Genomic DNA, 13,809 nt, shown 5'->3' with positions numbered 1-13,809 from the left:
TATCCCTACTTTCCCAAACAAAATTCTGAAAATATCTTATGTATAATATCTTCGTCTAAAGCCTCTCCAGTAATATCACCTAAATCAGTCCATGCATTCCTTATATCAATGGAAGCCAAATCTATAGCTGATGTATATTCTATTGCATTTAGTGATGATTCTAAGTTTTCTTTTGCTCTTATTAAAGCTTCCTTATGTCTATTATTTGTAACAAATACTCCTTCAGTTTTAATTTCACCTTTAAAAAATAAATCTTTAATTTGTTCTTTAACTTTATTTAATCCTTCACCGGTTTTAATTGATATATTAGTTATATATTTTGATTTTAAACTTTGTAATTCTTCTCTCTCTATTTTACCACCTAAATCACTTTTATTTAACAATACAATATATTTTTTTTCTTTAATATATTTAATGATTTCCATATCTTCCTTACTTAGCTTATTGCTCCAGTCTAATATCAATATGACTAAATCAGCCTCATCTATCTTTTGTTTTGATGTTTCTACTCCTATTTTCTCAACAATATCTTCGGTTTCCCTTATGCCCGCAGTATCTACTATTTTAACTGGTATACCTTCTATACTTATATATTCTTCTATGGCATCCCTTGTTGTGCCAGGTACGTCTGTAACTATAGCTCTTTTTTCTTTAACAAGAGCATTAAGAAGTGAAGACTTTCCTACATTAGGTTTTCCAACTATCACAGTACTTAAGCCTTCTCTTAGAATTTTACCTTCATCCGCTGTACTGAGTAATAAATCTATCTCTCCTATTATTGAGGTAACGTCATCTTTAACTTCTCCCGCTGTTACTTCTTCAATATCCTCTTCAGGGTAATCAACAGTAACTTCTATATGTGCAATTACATTAAGTAATTTATTTCTTATTTTCTTTATTTCCCTGGAAATCGAACCTTCTGATTGCATAAGGGCAGACTTCATACTAAGCTCTGTCTTTGCTGTTATTATATCCATAACCGCCTCAGCCTCACTTAAGTCAATCCTGCCATTTAAAAATGCTCTTTTAGTAAATTCTCCTGGTGCTGCCATTCTTGCTCCTGCCCTGATAACTTCTTGCAGAATTCTATTAGTTCCAATTACCCCGCCATGACAATTTATCTCAATAGTATCCTCTGCCGTAAAACTTTTAGGACCCTTCATATAGGAAATAATAACTTCATCAAGTTTAATACCCTTTTTATCAATAATATGACCATATTTCATGGTATAAGTTTTAAAATCATTAAGTTTTCTATTGTTTTTACCTATAAATATACTGTCTACTATATCTTTAGACTTATCTCCAGATACTCTAATTATAGATATACCACTTTCCCCTATACTAGTTGCTATTGCAGCTATAGTATCAAATTCTTTCATTAAATGTTACCTCCTAATTTTAGTTTTGTGAATTTAAAAAGAAAGCCCTTAGGCTTTCTTTAAATCAACTACAACTCTTCTATAGGGCTCTTCACCTTCACTAAAGGTATAAACATATGAATCATTTTGAAGTGTAGAGTGTATTATTCTTCTTTCATATGGGTTCATTGGTTCAAGTTTTAATACTCTACCACTAACCCTTACCTTATAGGCAATTTTTGATGCAAGTCTTTTTAACGTTTCTTCTCTTTTTGCCCTATAATTCTCAGTATCTAATATTACTCTTTTATACTCTTCATCATGATTTTTGTTTACAACTAAACTTACAAGGTATTGAAGGGAGTCTAGTGTCTCACCTCTATATCCTATTAATAGTCCCATATTAGGTCCAATTAAATCAATCCTAATTTCATTATTTTCATCTTTTAGTTTTACTTCAGCTTTCATACTCATAGACTGCAATACTTCCATTAGAAAATTTTTAGCTTCATATGAACTATCTCTTTTAACTGTAACTCTAACTTTTGCAGGTTTTACCCCTATAATATTTAAAAACCCTTTACTACCTTCGTCTAAGGTTTCAATTTTTACTTTATCTCTTGTAACTTTTAATTCCTTCAATGCATTATTGATTGCATCTTCTACATTCTTCCCCATGATTTCTATAATCTTCATACAGTAAGACACCCGCCTTTCTCAATATAAAATTAGGCAATTGTGTTAAATCTGTTTTTTTACAACTCCAGTATTCCCTAGTTCCATTTTATTTATAACTAAAGTTTGGATTACTTGTAATACGTTGTTTATTACCCAATATAATACCAATGCACCTTTGAATTTAAGACTCATAAATCCCATGAAAATAGCCATTCCAGTGTTCATTGTTGAAGTTTGTTTAGATTGAGCACCGCCACCTGGTGGTTGCATAAGCTTTGATGAAAAATACGTTGTAACGGTAGACAATATTGGTAATATATAATATGGATCAGGCAATGTTAAATCTGGCATCCATAAGAATCCAGCGCCCTTCATATTTAACGTGTTAAACACAGCAAAGAGTGCAAATAGAATAGGCATCTGAACAAGCATTGGCAAACACCCGCCCATTGGATTTACTCCATTTTCTTTATAAAGCTTCATTACTTCTTGCTGAGATTTTTGTGGATCTTTTTTATATTTTTCTTGCACTTTCTTCATTTCTGGTTGAATTGCGCCCATTTTAGCCGTTGATTTAGTTTGTTTAATACTTAAAGGTAGCAATAATATCCTTATTATAATTGTAAACACAATTATCGCTAGTCCAAATGATATATTTTCAATTGGTATAACTGTATGAATGCCACTATGTATAAAGTAAAAGAACTTTTGAAGCGGCGAAATTAAAAACTGTAATTTCGAATACAAAAATAAAACCTCCCAAATGGTTATTTAACCGGATCAAAGCCGCCCTTATTGTAAGGATGACATCTCAATATTCTTTTTATTCCCATGATAGATCCTTTAATTGCTCCATACTTTTCAATAGCTTCTAAAGTATACTGAGAACATGTTGGATAAAATATACAACAAGGCCTCTTAAGAGGTGATATATATTTCCTATAACTCTTTATGCCCAGTATAAGTATTTTTTTCATTATTAATCAAACCTGCCTTTTTAAGCAAATTCTTCAAAGCATTTTCTATTTCTTTATAATTCTTACCATTAGAAGGATTCCTTGCAATAAACACCAAGTCATATCCTATCTTTAATCCCTCATTGTTGAGCCTATAGCTTTCGCCAATTAGTCTTTTAACTCTACTTCGAGTTACACTTTTTCCTACCTTTTTACTTACTGATATTCCACATCTATTAATATCTTTTCCATTTCTATAGATATACAACACTAATAATAAGTTAGAAAAAGATTTTCCTCTTCTATATACTGTTCTAAATTCAGTATTCTTTCTAATCCTATATTTCTTCACATCAATTTTCATATTAGCCGCCCTCGTTTCCGCAAATTGCAGAAAAAGGCCACATTAGCGGCCTTTATGCTGTCAATCTTTTTCTACCTTTTTGTCTTCTTTTTTGAAGAATGTTTCTTCCAGAAGCGGTTTTCATTCTCTTTCTGAATCCGTGTTCTTTTTTTCTTTGTCTTTTTTTAGGCTGGTAAGTCATGAACATATCTACTACACCCCCTTTTTTTAAACCTTAAATTATATCAATCATCTTACAATCGCATATTTATGGTTTTACTATTGTATTATATATTCACTATCGCATAATGTCAAGATAACCATTTTTATTCGTATTGTTGATATTTAAAATATTTATATGATTATTTGTGGATAACTTCTTGAACACCTTGTTATTTTTTGATATTATATAAGATAGAACTGTTAATAACCTAGTTATACATAAAGTTATTCACAACTTGTGGACAAAATTGTGAATAACTACTATAATATTGTACAAAACTGCTTTTTACTTATCTATTTTTAGCTACGTCAGTAGATTTATTACAAATTTAATATGTTAATACTTTTTTTTTGTAACTGTTAATAACTAAAACCATATAAAAACTGTTAACATAGTTATTAACATGTGAATATTTTTAAAGCTATTTATCAACAACCTATGATGTATTTATTTATTGTTTATAACTCTGTTTATACATTGTTTGTTTTTACATAAAATATTTTTTTTATTTGAACTGGAGGGTAGAAAATGAGCACCCAAATTAAAGATATCTGGGAAAAAACCTTAAACATAATAAAAGGCGAACTTACAGAAGTTAGTTTTAATACTTGGATTAAAAGTATAGAACCTATGGCCTTAGATAATAATAATTTTAAATTAGGTGTTCCTAATAATTTTACCAAAGACATTCTTGAAAATAGATATAAGGATTTAATAATGAATGCTGTTAAATTAGTTACTTCTAAAACATATAAAATTGAATTCTTTATATTATCTGAGGAAGTCGCAGAAATTGAAACACCTAAAGCGAAAAGGGAATCTGAAAGAAATAACCTAATAGTTAATGATGAGATGTCTGCAACACTAAACCCAAAGTATACCTTTGACTCTTTTGTCATTGGTAATAGTAATAGGTTTGCTCATGCCGCGTCCCTTGCTGTAGCCGAATCACCTGCAAAGGCCTATAACCCACTATTCATTTATGGAGGGGTTGGTCTTGGAAAAACACATTTGATGCATGCCATTGGTCATTATATATTATCAAATAACCCAAAATCTAAAGTTGTTTACGTTTCTTCAGAAAAGTTCACAAACGAACTTATTAATTCTATTAAAGATGACAAAAACGTAGAATTTAGAAACAAGTATAGAAATGTAGATGTACTCCTAATTGATGATATTCAATTTATTGCTGGTAAAGAACGTACACAAGAAGAGTTCTTCCATACATTTAATGATCTACATGAAGCAAACAAACAAATTATTTTATCTAGTGATAGGCCACCTAAGGAAATACCTACTTTAGAAGATCGATTACGTTCTAGATTTGAATGGGGTCTTATAGCTGATATACAACCACCGGATTTTGAAACTAGAATTGCTATTTTAAAGAAGAAAGCCGATGTAGAAAATTTAAATATTCCAAATGATGTATTAGTTTATATTGCGACTAAAATAAAATCTAATATAAGAGAACTAGAAGGTGCTCTTATAAGAATAGTAGCTTTTTCATCTCTAACTAATAAAGAGATTGGTATAGATTTAGCTTCTGAAGCACTTAAAGATATTATTTCAAGTAGAAATTCAAAGCAAGTAACTATTGAACTAATACAAGATATAGTTTCTAGCTATTTTAATTTAAAAGTCGAAGATTTCAAATCTTCAAGGCGTACTAGAAACATAACCTTTCCAAGACAAATTGCAATGTATTTATGCCGAAAGCTAACAGATATGTCTCTACCAAAAATAGGTGAAGAATTTGGCGGTAGGGATCATACAACAGTAATACACGCATGTGAGAAGATATCTAATGGTCTTAAAGAAGATGAAAATCTACAAGATAATGTGGCTGAACTAACTAAAAAAATAAGTCAAAAATAATATATTCCTTTTACTAACAAGTGTTGATACTATTTATATATAGTCCTGTGTATAAAATAATACATAAAGCACAGCTGTTGATATTGTGGATAACTATGATTTTTTTTTGCATACTTATCCACAATTACTTTTACCAATGATTGTTGCAGCTTAAAGCCCGCGATAGGTTTTTAACATATCAACAGCCCCTACTACTATTACTACTATTTTTAGATTATTATCTTACCTATCTTTAACTAATTCCCCATGTGGATAAGGAGGTCGTTTTTAAATGAAATTTATATGTGAAAAAAATATATTACAAGAAGCTATTTCAAATGTTCAAAAAGCTATTACTGGTAAATCAACTATGCCTGTATTACAAGGTATCTTGTTAATCGCGAAAAATAGTGTAGTAACACTTATAGGATCTGATATTGATTTAAGTATTGAAGCTAAGATTAATGCAGATGTTATGGAAGATGGAAGTGTAGTTTTAGATTCTAAACTTTTTGGTGAAATAATAAGAAAATTACCCAACAGTGCAATAGAGATAACTTCTGAGGATAATAACTCTATTAAAATAGTTTGCCAAAAATCATATGCGACTATAATACATATGAATGCTGATGACTATCCTAGTCTACCCAATATAATAGAAAATATGATTTTTTCAATTTCTCAGAAGGTATTAAAAAATATGATGAAAGGTACTATTTTTGCAGTTGCTCAAGATGAAACTAGACCAATACTTACAGGTGTTTTATTCGAAATAAAAGATAAAAAGCTTAATCTTGTAGCACTAGACGGATATAGAGTTGCATTTAGAAGTGAACCGGTAGATAACGATTCTAATATAAATGCTGTAATTCCAGGTAAAACATTAAGTGAAGTAGCAAAAATATTAGAGGAAACAGACGAGCCAGTAAATATAACCTTCACAGCAAACCATATATTATTTAATATTGGGAAAACAAAGGTTATATCAAGATTACTAGAAGGAGAATTTATAAAATATAATTCAATAATACCAGAAGAATATAATTTAAAAATAACAGCTAAAAGGTCTGAATTATTAAGTTGTATAGAGAGGGCTTCTCTTATGGCAAAAGAGGGAAATACTAATTTAGTCAAATTTAATATTGAAGAAGATAATTTGATAATTACATCGAATTCTCAATTGGGAAAGGCTAGAGAGGAAATAAATATAATTTTGCAAGGAGAGCCACTTCAAATTGCATTTAACTCAAAATACCTGATTGAGCTGCTAAAAATAATGGAAGAAGAAGAGATTATTATGGAATTTTCTAGTGGTGTTAATCCTTGTGTAGTAAGAAATAAAGAAAAAGATAATTGCACATATATGGTTTTGCCAGTAAGAATAAGAGCTACAAATAATTAGAAAAAAGTGTTTATAATAATATTTCAGAAAAGAAGGTTTTAAAATGAATGAAATAAAAATAGAAACAGATATAATAAAATTAGATTCTTTCCTAAAATGGGCTGGAATAGCTTGTTTAGGAACAGAGGCAAAATATTATATCAAAAATGAAGAGATTAAGCTCAATGGTATCATTGAAACTCAAAGGGGTAAGAAATTAACTAAAGGTGATATAATTGAGTTTAACAAAGAATCTTATAAAATAGTCTGATAATATATAATGCACCGGATAATTTTTAAATATTATCCGGTGTACAATTTATGTCTGTAATATAAAAAAATATGTTATTTTATTTATACATATTAAATTATATAATTAATATATATATGCTATAATTGTAATAGGTGATTGTATGCATGTAAAATATTTACAACTTCTGAATTTTAGGAATTTTAGTGATTTAACAATAGAATTAAATAAAGGTACTAATGTATTTGTGGGAGATAATGCCCAAGGAAAAACAAATATTTTAGAAGCAATTTATTATTGTAGTTTAGCTAAGTCTCATAGAACTAATAGAGATAAGGAACTTATAAATTGGAATGGGACAGAGGCATATATAAAGCTTTATGTATGTAAAACCAGATTAGATAAAAAAATAGAAATAAAAATTTTCAAAGAGGGTAGAAAAGGGGTTAATATAAACTCTATAAAAGTTCAAAAACTTTCTGAGTTGGTGGGAAGCTTCAATGTAATAATGTTTTCTCCAGAAGATTTAAATATTGTTAAAGATTCTCCCTCATATAGACGAAAATTTTTAGATATAGAGCTATGTAAGTTAAACAGTAGGTATTACTATAGCTTAACCCAATACAAGAAAATTTTAAATGAGAGAAATTTAGCTATAAAAAAATGGAATACAAATAGCGATATTATAGATGTGTATGATAAACAACTTAGTGAATTTGGTGCAATTATTATAAAAGACAGAATAAATTATATAGAAAAGTTAAATAAAATAGGTAAAGTAATACATAGTGATATAACATCTAAAAGTGAAGTCATAGAAATTAAGTATCTAACACCTATTAAAGAATTAGATAATATACAGCAAAACTTGTACTTGCTTTTATGTAAAAACAGAAAAAGAGATATTGAAACTAAAACAACATCAATAGGACCACATAGGGATGACTTTTCCATAACTATCAATGGTATGGATGTTAGAACTTTTGGGTCTCAAGGACAGCAAAGAACTTCAGTTCTAACCATTAAATTTGGAGCACTAGCAATTATAAAAGAATTAACTGGAGAATACCCAGTATTATTACTTGATGATGTTTTGTCTGAACTCGATACAAAAAGGCAAGAATATATATTAAACTCTATAAAAGATGTTCAAACATTAATTACTTGTACTGGAATTAATGAAATAAGAAAATATCTAAGTTCTGAAAATAAAATTTTTGAGGTTAGCTCAGGCAAGTTAAAAGAAATTACATAGATATAAATAAGTATAATGCGCTATTAAGGAGGATATTATATGTTTTTACATTTAGGAGAAAATGTAGTAGTGCCTATAAAAGATATTATAGGTATATTTGACATGGAAACTACTATGTACAGCTCGGACACTATACAATTTTTAAGAATGGCTGAAGAAGATGGATTTGTAGAACGGATAACTAAGAATATTGCCAAGTCTTTTGTTATTGCTGAGGTAGATAAAAAAAGCAAAATATATCTATCACCAATATCATCGCAAACACTATGTAAGAGAACAGAAACTGTATATTATGAACTGTAGATTAGATTAGGAGGATATACATGGATATAAACAATGTTTATGACGAAAGTCAAATACAAGTACTTGAAGGATTAGAAGCAGTAAGAAAAAGACCTGGTATGTATATAGGAAGCACTAGTATTCGCGGGCTTCATCATTTAGTTTATGAAATTGTAGATAATAGTATAGATGAGGCAATGGCAGGTTTTTGTAAGAATATCGAGGTATTTATACATCCCAATAATTCTATAACTGTTATAGATGATGGTCGTGGTATGCCCGTAGGTATGCATCATAAAATGAAAATACCTACTGTAGAGGTTATAATGACTGTACTTCATGCAGGTGGAAAATTTGGTGGTGGAGCATACAAAGTATCAGGTGGTCTTCATGGAGTTGGAGCATCTGTAGTTAATGCACTTTCTGAAGTTTGTGAAGTTGAAGTTAAAGTTGATGGTGACGTATGGAAACAAACTTTCTCAAAGGGAAAAGCTACTAGTACTCTTGAAAAGATTGGTACAACAGAAGAACATGGAACAAAGATTTTCTTTATGCCTGATGCAGAAATTTTTGAGGAAATTGATTTTGATTATGAAACAGTAGCTCAGAGACTTCGCGAACTTGCTTTTTTAAATAAAGGTATAAGAATAACACTTACAGACGAGCGCGAAGATAAAAAACAAGAATTTTTATATGAAGGTGGAATAAAATCTTTTGTAGATTATCTAAACAGAAATAAGGGAAAAATTCACGATACTATATATATTGAAGGACGTAAAGATGAATATATTGTTGAAATAGCATTGCAATACAATGATACATACACAGAAAATTTATTTTCTTTTGCTAATAATATAGATACAGTAGAAGGTGGAACACACCTAGTTGGCTTTAAGACGGCGCTCACAAGAATAGTGAACGACTATGCTAAAAAATTTGGTTTCTTAAAAGATAATGATAAAAATCTATCTGGTGAGGATGTACGAGAAGGCCTTACAGCAGTAGTATCTATAAAACTTACTGATCCTCAATTTGAAGGTCAAACAAAAACTAAACTTGGAAATAGTGAAGTAAGAGGAATTGTTGATAGTATAGTTGGTGAGGCTATGAGCAATGTTCTAGAGGAAAGTCCAGAGCTTGGTAAAAAAATAATAGACAAATCATTGAATGCAGCTAGAGCTCGCGATGCAGCTAAAAAAGCAAGAGAACTTACAAGGCGTAAGTCAATACTTGAAAGTACTACTCTTCCTGGAAAATTATCCGATTGTGCTTCAAAAGATCCTATGGAATGCGAAATATACCTTGTCGAGGGTGACTCAGCTGGAGGATCTGCAAAGCAAGGTAGAGATAGAAAATTCCAAGCTATACTCCCTCTAAAAGGAAAAATAATGAACGTTGAAAAGCAAAGAATTGATAAGATGCTAGCATCACTGGAAATTCGGGCTATGATAACAGCATTTGGGGCAGGTATAGGAAAAGATTTTGATGTAAAAAAAATAAGATATGATCGTATTATTATTATGACAGATGCGGACGTAGATGGAGCACATATTAGAACATTATTATTGACTTTCTTCTATAGGTACATGAAGGAATTAGTAGAAGAAGGACACGTATATGTAGCTCAACCTCCATTATTTAAGGTTACTAAAGGTAAGAAAGAGCAATATGTATATACTGATAAAGAGCTTGAAAAGGTACTTTTGGAAGTAGGGGGAAAAGACAATAATACTGATATACAAAGATACAAAGGTCTTGGGGAAATGAATCCAGACCAGCTTTGGGATACAACAATGAATCCTGAAGAGAGAACTCTCCTTCAGGTACATGTAGAGGACGCAATGGCAGCCGACGAAATATTTACTATTCTTATGGGGGACAAAGTAGAACCACGTCGCGAGTTTATACAAGAAAATGCTAAGAAAGTGCTTAATTTAGATATATAGTAGATTAGTATAATTACCGTAACACATGGAGAATAACTGTACTATTTTTCAGGTGTTGTTAAAATATTTTGTTTGAAGAGGTGTAACAGATGAATAATCAGGGAAAAATTTTACCTATTGATATAAGGTACGAAATGAAAAAATCCTATATAGATTACGCTATGAGCGTTATAGTAAGTCGTGCGCTTCCGGATGTACGGGATGGGCTTAAACCTGTCCATAGAAGAATATTATTCTCTATGCATGAACTAGGGTTAACCCCAGAAAAGGGATATAGAAAGTGTGCAAGAATTGTTGGAGACGTTTTAGGTAAGTATCACCCACATGGTGATACTGCAGTATATGGAGCACTCGTTAGAATGGCTCAAGACTTTTCTCAAAGATGTATTTTGGTTGATGGTCATGGAAATTTTGGATCTGTAGACGGTGACGGAGCAGCGGCAATGAGATATACAGAAGCTAAAATGAGTAAAATTACAACACAGATGCTTCGTGATATCAATAAAGAGACAGTAGATTTTATTCCTAACTTTGATGGAGAAGAAAAAGAGCCATCAGTGCTACCATCAAGATTTCCTAATCTTTTAGTTAATGGATCAACAGGAATAGCAGTAGGTATGGCGACCAATATACCTCCACATAACTTAATTGAAGTTATAGATGGAGTGTTAATGCTTATTGATGATTCAGAAGTTACTATAAGTGACCTAATGATAAAAGTAAAAGGTCCAGATTTTCCTACAGCAGGAATTATTCTAGGTAGAGCAGGAATTAAAAGTGCTTATGAAACAGGAAGAGGAAGAATTCTGGTAAGGGCTAAAACAGACATAGAAGAAAATAAAGGCAGAAATTCAATAATAGTAACAGAATTACCTTATCAAGTTAATAAAGCAAGACTTATAGAAGGTATTGCAGAGTTAGTAAAAGATAAGAAAATAGATGGAATATCAGACCTTCGAGATGAATCAGATAGAGAAGGTATGAGAATTGTTATAGAACTGAAAAGAGATGCAAATTCTAATATAGTGTTAAATAGGCTATTTAAACATACTAGGATGCAAGATACTTTTGGAGTTATAATGATAGCACTTGTAAATGGAGAGCCACAAACACTAAATTTAAAACAGTGTTTAGTATATTATTTAGATCATCAAAAGGATGTAGTAAGAAGAAGAACTCAATTTGATCTAGATAAAGCTTTAGCTAAAGCTCACATCTTAGAAGGTATGAAAATAGCGCTAGACCACATTGATGAAGTAATTCGCTTAATAAGAGCATCTAATAGCATCAGTGAAGCTAAAGAAAGTTTAATGAATGCGTTTGAACTATCAGAAAAACAAGCTACTGCCATTGTTGAAATGAGACTTGGAAGATTAACAGGACTTGAAAGAGATAAGATTGAAGATGAGTATAACGAATTAATGAAAACCATTAATTATCTACAAGGAATTTTAGCAGATGAAATGGTACTACTTAACATAATTAAAGATGAGCTTATAGAAATTAGAAATAAATATGGTGATACTAGAAGAACAGCAATAGAAAAAAATCCATATAGCATAGATGAGGAAGATTTAATTCAAGAGACAGATGTTGTAATAACTCTAACTCATGCAGGTTATATAAAGAGACTTCCAGCTGATACTTATAGTGCTCAAAAAAGGGGGGGGAGAGGAATACAAGGTGTTACTACAAAAGAAGATGATTTTGTAGAACATATATTTATAACCTCCACTCATAACAATCTACTGCTATTCACAAATAAAGGGAAAGCATTTAGATTAAAGGCATATGAAATTCCTGAAGGTGGAAGAACAGCTAAGGGTACAAACTTAGTAAATATTATACCACTGGCAAACGATGATAAAATTCAAGCGGTTATATCTCTTAAAGAATTTACTGAGGATAATTATCTTATAATGGGAACAAAACATGGTTTAATTAAGAAAACATCACTTGATAAATATTCTTCTATAAGGAAGAATGGTTTAATTGCAATTAATTTAAGAGAAGATGATGAACTAATCGGAGTGGCTGTAAGTACTGGAGATAGCGAAATGCTATTTGCTACAAAAAATGGTTATTCCATAAGATTTAGTGAAAAAGATGTAAGAGGTATGGGAAGAACTGCAACTGGAGTTAAAGCTTTAACTTTGAGAAAAGAAGATATTGTAGTGTCTATGAATATTGTTAAACCTGAAGAAGAACTTTTAGTTATAAGTGAAAATGGCTTTGGAAAAAGAACCTTAGTTTCACAATACTCACTTCAGCGTAGAGGTGGTAAAGGAGTAATAACTTATAAGGTATCAGACAAAACAGGAAAACTTGTAGGTGCCAGAATAGTAAAAGATGGAGATGAAATGATACTTATAAACAGTAATGGTGTTGTTATAAGATTAAATGTCTCAGGAATATCAACTACAAGTAGAAATACTATGGGAGTTACTTTAATGAAGAATGGCGAAGGCGATAATATAGTAGCTATAGCTAAAATAAATTGTAATGATGAAATTAATGAAGACGGTGGTGCTTGTAAATTGAATGGTGATCTACAAGATGACACTGAAGACATTGAAGCAACTGAAGAAAATTCTCTTAGTGTAGAGAATGATTTAGAGACAGATAGCGAAGCAACGGATGAAATAAATATTGATATTGAAGATGAAACAAATGATAAAGAAGAAGATTAAAAAAGAAGATTAAAATGTAAAGTGCTTATTTGAAGTTATTTCAGATAAGTACTTTTTTTATATTTATAATAAAATGAACCTAGTGTATCTCAAGTAGTAAAGCAGCGAAAAAGAAAGGTATCTTTAGAAAAGTGAGTTTAATATACTAAGAAATAGAACTAGTTGAAATACAGCAAGGAATATATTTGATACAATACTCCTTGTCGCTTCGAGTGATAAACAATAAGCGATTTAATTTTAAAAGTCAATTAGATTTCTAAGTTTAAAATAATATTTTAAAAGTAGAAAAATATATTGACAATTTAAGAATTAAATAGTAAACTTATAAAGGTCGTCACATGATGACAAATGAAGTTGGTCTTTGAAAATTAAACAGAGAAATAGGTAAAATAACGAAATAATATTTCGTTAGACCAGTTAATTACTTTAGATAAAGAAGTAAATTTAGTCGTAAGACTAAAAAGTATGTAATGAGCTTGAGTAACAACTTAATAGTTGTCTCAGATTATTCATTTCAAATAAAAAGTGCAAACTTTTAAATTGAGAGTTTGATCCTGGCTCAGGACGAACGCTGGCGGCGTGCC

13 protein-coding genes are annotated in these 13,809 nt (G+C 30.5%); 7 read left to right on the top strand and 6 right to left on the bottom strand.

Annotated features, from left to right (window positions below; translation table 11 throughout):
• Positions 1-5: 5 nt before the first annotated feature.
• From mnmE to rpmH, 6 genes are all read right to left on the bottom strand, one after another.
• On the bottom strand, positions 6-1,382 hold the full coding sequence (gene mnmE, locus KPL51_RS10920) for a tRNA uridine-5-carboxymethylaminomethyl(34) synthesis GTPase MnmE (RefSeq protein WP_216160928.1): 1,377 nt from the start codon (positions 1,380-1,382) through the stop codon (positions 6-8).
• Between the two features lie 48 nt (positions 1,383-1,430).
• A complete protein-coding gene (gene jag / locus KPL51_RS10915) occupies positions 1,431-2,057 on the bottom strand; it encodes an RNA-binding cell elongation regulator Jag/EloR (RefSeq protein WP_216160925.1) in 627 nt (208 codons plus the stop codon).
• A gap of 45 nt (positions 2,058-2,102) precedes the next feature.
• Positions 2,103-2,786: a membrane protein insertase YidC gene (gene yidC / locus KPL51_RS10910; RefSeq protein ID WP_216160922.1), complete on the bottom strand. Its 684-nt coding sequence runs from the start codon at positions 2,784-2,786 to the stop codon at positions 2,103-2,105.
• A gap of 20 nt (positions 2,787-2,806) precedes the next feature.
• Complete coding sequence (yidD, locus tag KPL51_RS10905) at positions 2,807-3,016, bottom strand: membrane protein insertion efficiency factor YidD (protein WP_216160918.1); 210 nt, start codon at positions 3,014-3,016, stop codon at positions 2,807-2,809.
• Complete coding sequence (gene rnpA, locus KPL51_RS10900; protein WP_216161247.1) at positions 2,979-3,347, bottom strand: ribonuclease P protein component; 369 nt, start codon at positions 3,345-3,347, stop codon at positions 2,979-2,981. The genes yidD and rnpA overlap by 38 nt, the downstream gene beginning before the upstream one ends.
• 64 nt (positions 3,348-3,411) lie before the next feature.
• Positions 3,412-3,546: a 50S ribosomal protein L34 gene (rpmH, locus tag KPL51_RS10895; RefSeq protein ID WP_071614800.1), complete on the bottom strand. Its 135-nt coding sequence runs from the start codon at positions 3,544-3,546 to the stop codon at positions 3,412-3,414.
• 543 nt (positions 3,547-4,089) lie between these two features.
• Here rpmH and dnaA point away from each other — a divergent pair.
• The 7 genes from dnaA to gyrA all read left to right on the top strand — a co-directional run bounded on the left by dnaA (position 4,090) and on the right by gyrA (position 13,225).
• Positions 4,090-5,442, top strand: coding sequence for a chromosomal replication initiator protein DnaA (gene dnaA, locus KPL51_RS10890; protein WP_216160913.1), 1,353 nt, complete (start codon positions 4,090-4,092; stop codon positions 5,440-5,442).
• Positions 5,443-5,713: 271 nt separating this feature from the next.
• Positions 5,714-6,823, top strand: coding sequence for a DNA polymerase III subunit beta (dnaN, locus tag KPL51_RS10885; RefSeq protein ID WP_216160910.1), 1,110 nt, complete (start codon positions 5,714-5,716; stop codon positions 6,821-6,823).
• Positions 6,824-6,866: 43 nt separating this feature from the next.
• Entirely contained in the window at positions 6,867-7,073 is a 207-nt protein-coding gene (locus KPL51_RS10880; protein ID WP_216160908.1) for an RNA-binding S4 domain-containing protein, read from the top strand.
• A gap of 142 nt (positions 7,074-7,215) precedes the next feature.
• The gene (gene recF / locus KPL51_RS10875) at positions 7,216-8,307 is read left to right on the top strand and encodes a DNA replication/repair protein RecF (protein WP_216160904.1); all 1,092 of its coding nucleotides are present in this window, start codon (positions 7,216-7,218) and stop codon (positions 8,305-8,307) included.
• A gap of 39 nt (positions 8,308-8,346) precedes the next feature.
• Positions 8,347-8,610: an extracellular matrix regulator RemB gene (gene remB / locus KPL51_RS10870; protein WP_216146188.1), complete on the top strand. Its 264-nt coding sequence runs from the start codon at positions 8,347-8,349 to the stop codon at positions 8,608-8,610.
• Between the two features lie 20 nt (positions 8,611-8,630).
• The gene (gyrB, locus tag KPL51_RS10865; RefSeq protein ID WP_216160899.1) at positions 8,631-10,535 is read left to right on the top strand and encodes a DNA topoisomerase (ATP-hydrolyzing) subunit B; all 1,905 of its coding nucleotides are present in this window, start codon (positions 8,631-8,633) and stop codon (positions 10,533-10,535) included.
• 89 nt (positions 10,536-10,624) lie between these two features.
• Positions 10,625-13,225, top strand: coding sequence for a DNA gyrase subunit A (gene gyrA, locus KPL51_RS10860; RefSeq protein ID WP_216160896.1), 2,601 nt, complete (start codon positions 10,625-10,627; stop codon positions 13,223-13,225).
• Positions 13,226-13,809: the final 584 nt, after the last annotated feature.

Source organism: Clostridium bowmanii (assembly GCF_018861315.1).
Classification (GTDB): domain Bacteria; phylum Bacillota; class Clostridia; order Clostridiales; family Clostridiaceae; genus Clostridium_AD; species Clostridium_AD bowmanii.
The sequence above is the reverse complement of the archived record's forward strand: the minus strand, read 5'-3'. Positions and strand labels throughout refer to the sequence as shown.

What these genes read in the sequence shown, in the direction of transcription:
- KPL51_RS10880 (WP_216160908.1), top strand. Translation starts at nt 6,867, where the DNA reads ATGAATGAAATAAAAATAGAAACAGATATAATAAAATTAGATTCTTTC.
- yidD (WP_216160918.1), bottom strand. Translation starts at nt 3,016, where the DNA reads ATGAAAAAAATACTTATACTGGGCATAAAGAGTTATAGGAAATATATA.
- dnaA (WP_216160913.1), top strand. Translation starts at nt 4,090, where the DNA reads ATGAGCACCCAAATTAAAGATATCTGGGAAAAAACCTTAAACATAATA.
- mnmE (WP_216160928.1), bottom strand. Translation starts at nt 1,382, where the DNA reads ATGAAAGAATTTGATACTATAGCTGCAATAGCAACTAGTATAGGGGAA.
- gyrA (WP_216160896.1), top strand. Translation starts at nt 10,625, where the DNA reads ATGAATAATCAGGGAAAAATTTTACCTATTGATATAAGGTACGAAATG.
- rpmH (WP_071614800.1), bottom strand. Translation starts at nt 3,546, where the DNA reads ATGTTCATGACTTACCAGCCTAAAAAAAGACAAAGAAAAAAAGAACAC.
- remB (WP_216146188.1), top strand. Translation starts at nt 8,347, where the DNA reads ATGTTTTTACATTTAGGAGAAAATGTAGTAGTGCCTATAAAAGATATT.
- recF (WP_216160904.1), top strand. Translation starts at nt 7,216, where the DNA reads ATGCATGTAAAATATTTACAACTTCTGAATTTTAGGAATTTTAGTGAT.
- gyrB (WP_216160899.1), top strand. Translation starts at nt 8,631, where the DNA reads ATGGATATAAACAATGTTTATGACGAAAGTCAAATACAAGTACTTGAA.
- dnaN (WP_216160910.1), top strand. Translation starts at nt 5,714, where the DNA reads ATGAAATTTATATGTGAAAAAAATATATTACAAGAAGCTATTTCAAAT.
- jag (WP_216160925.1), bottom strand. Translation starts at nt 2,057, where the DNA reads ATGAAGATTATAGAAATCATGGGGAAGAATGTAGAAGATGCAATCAAT.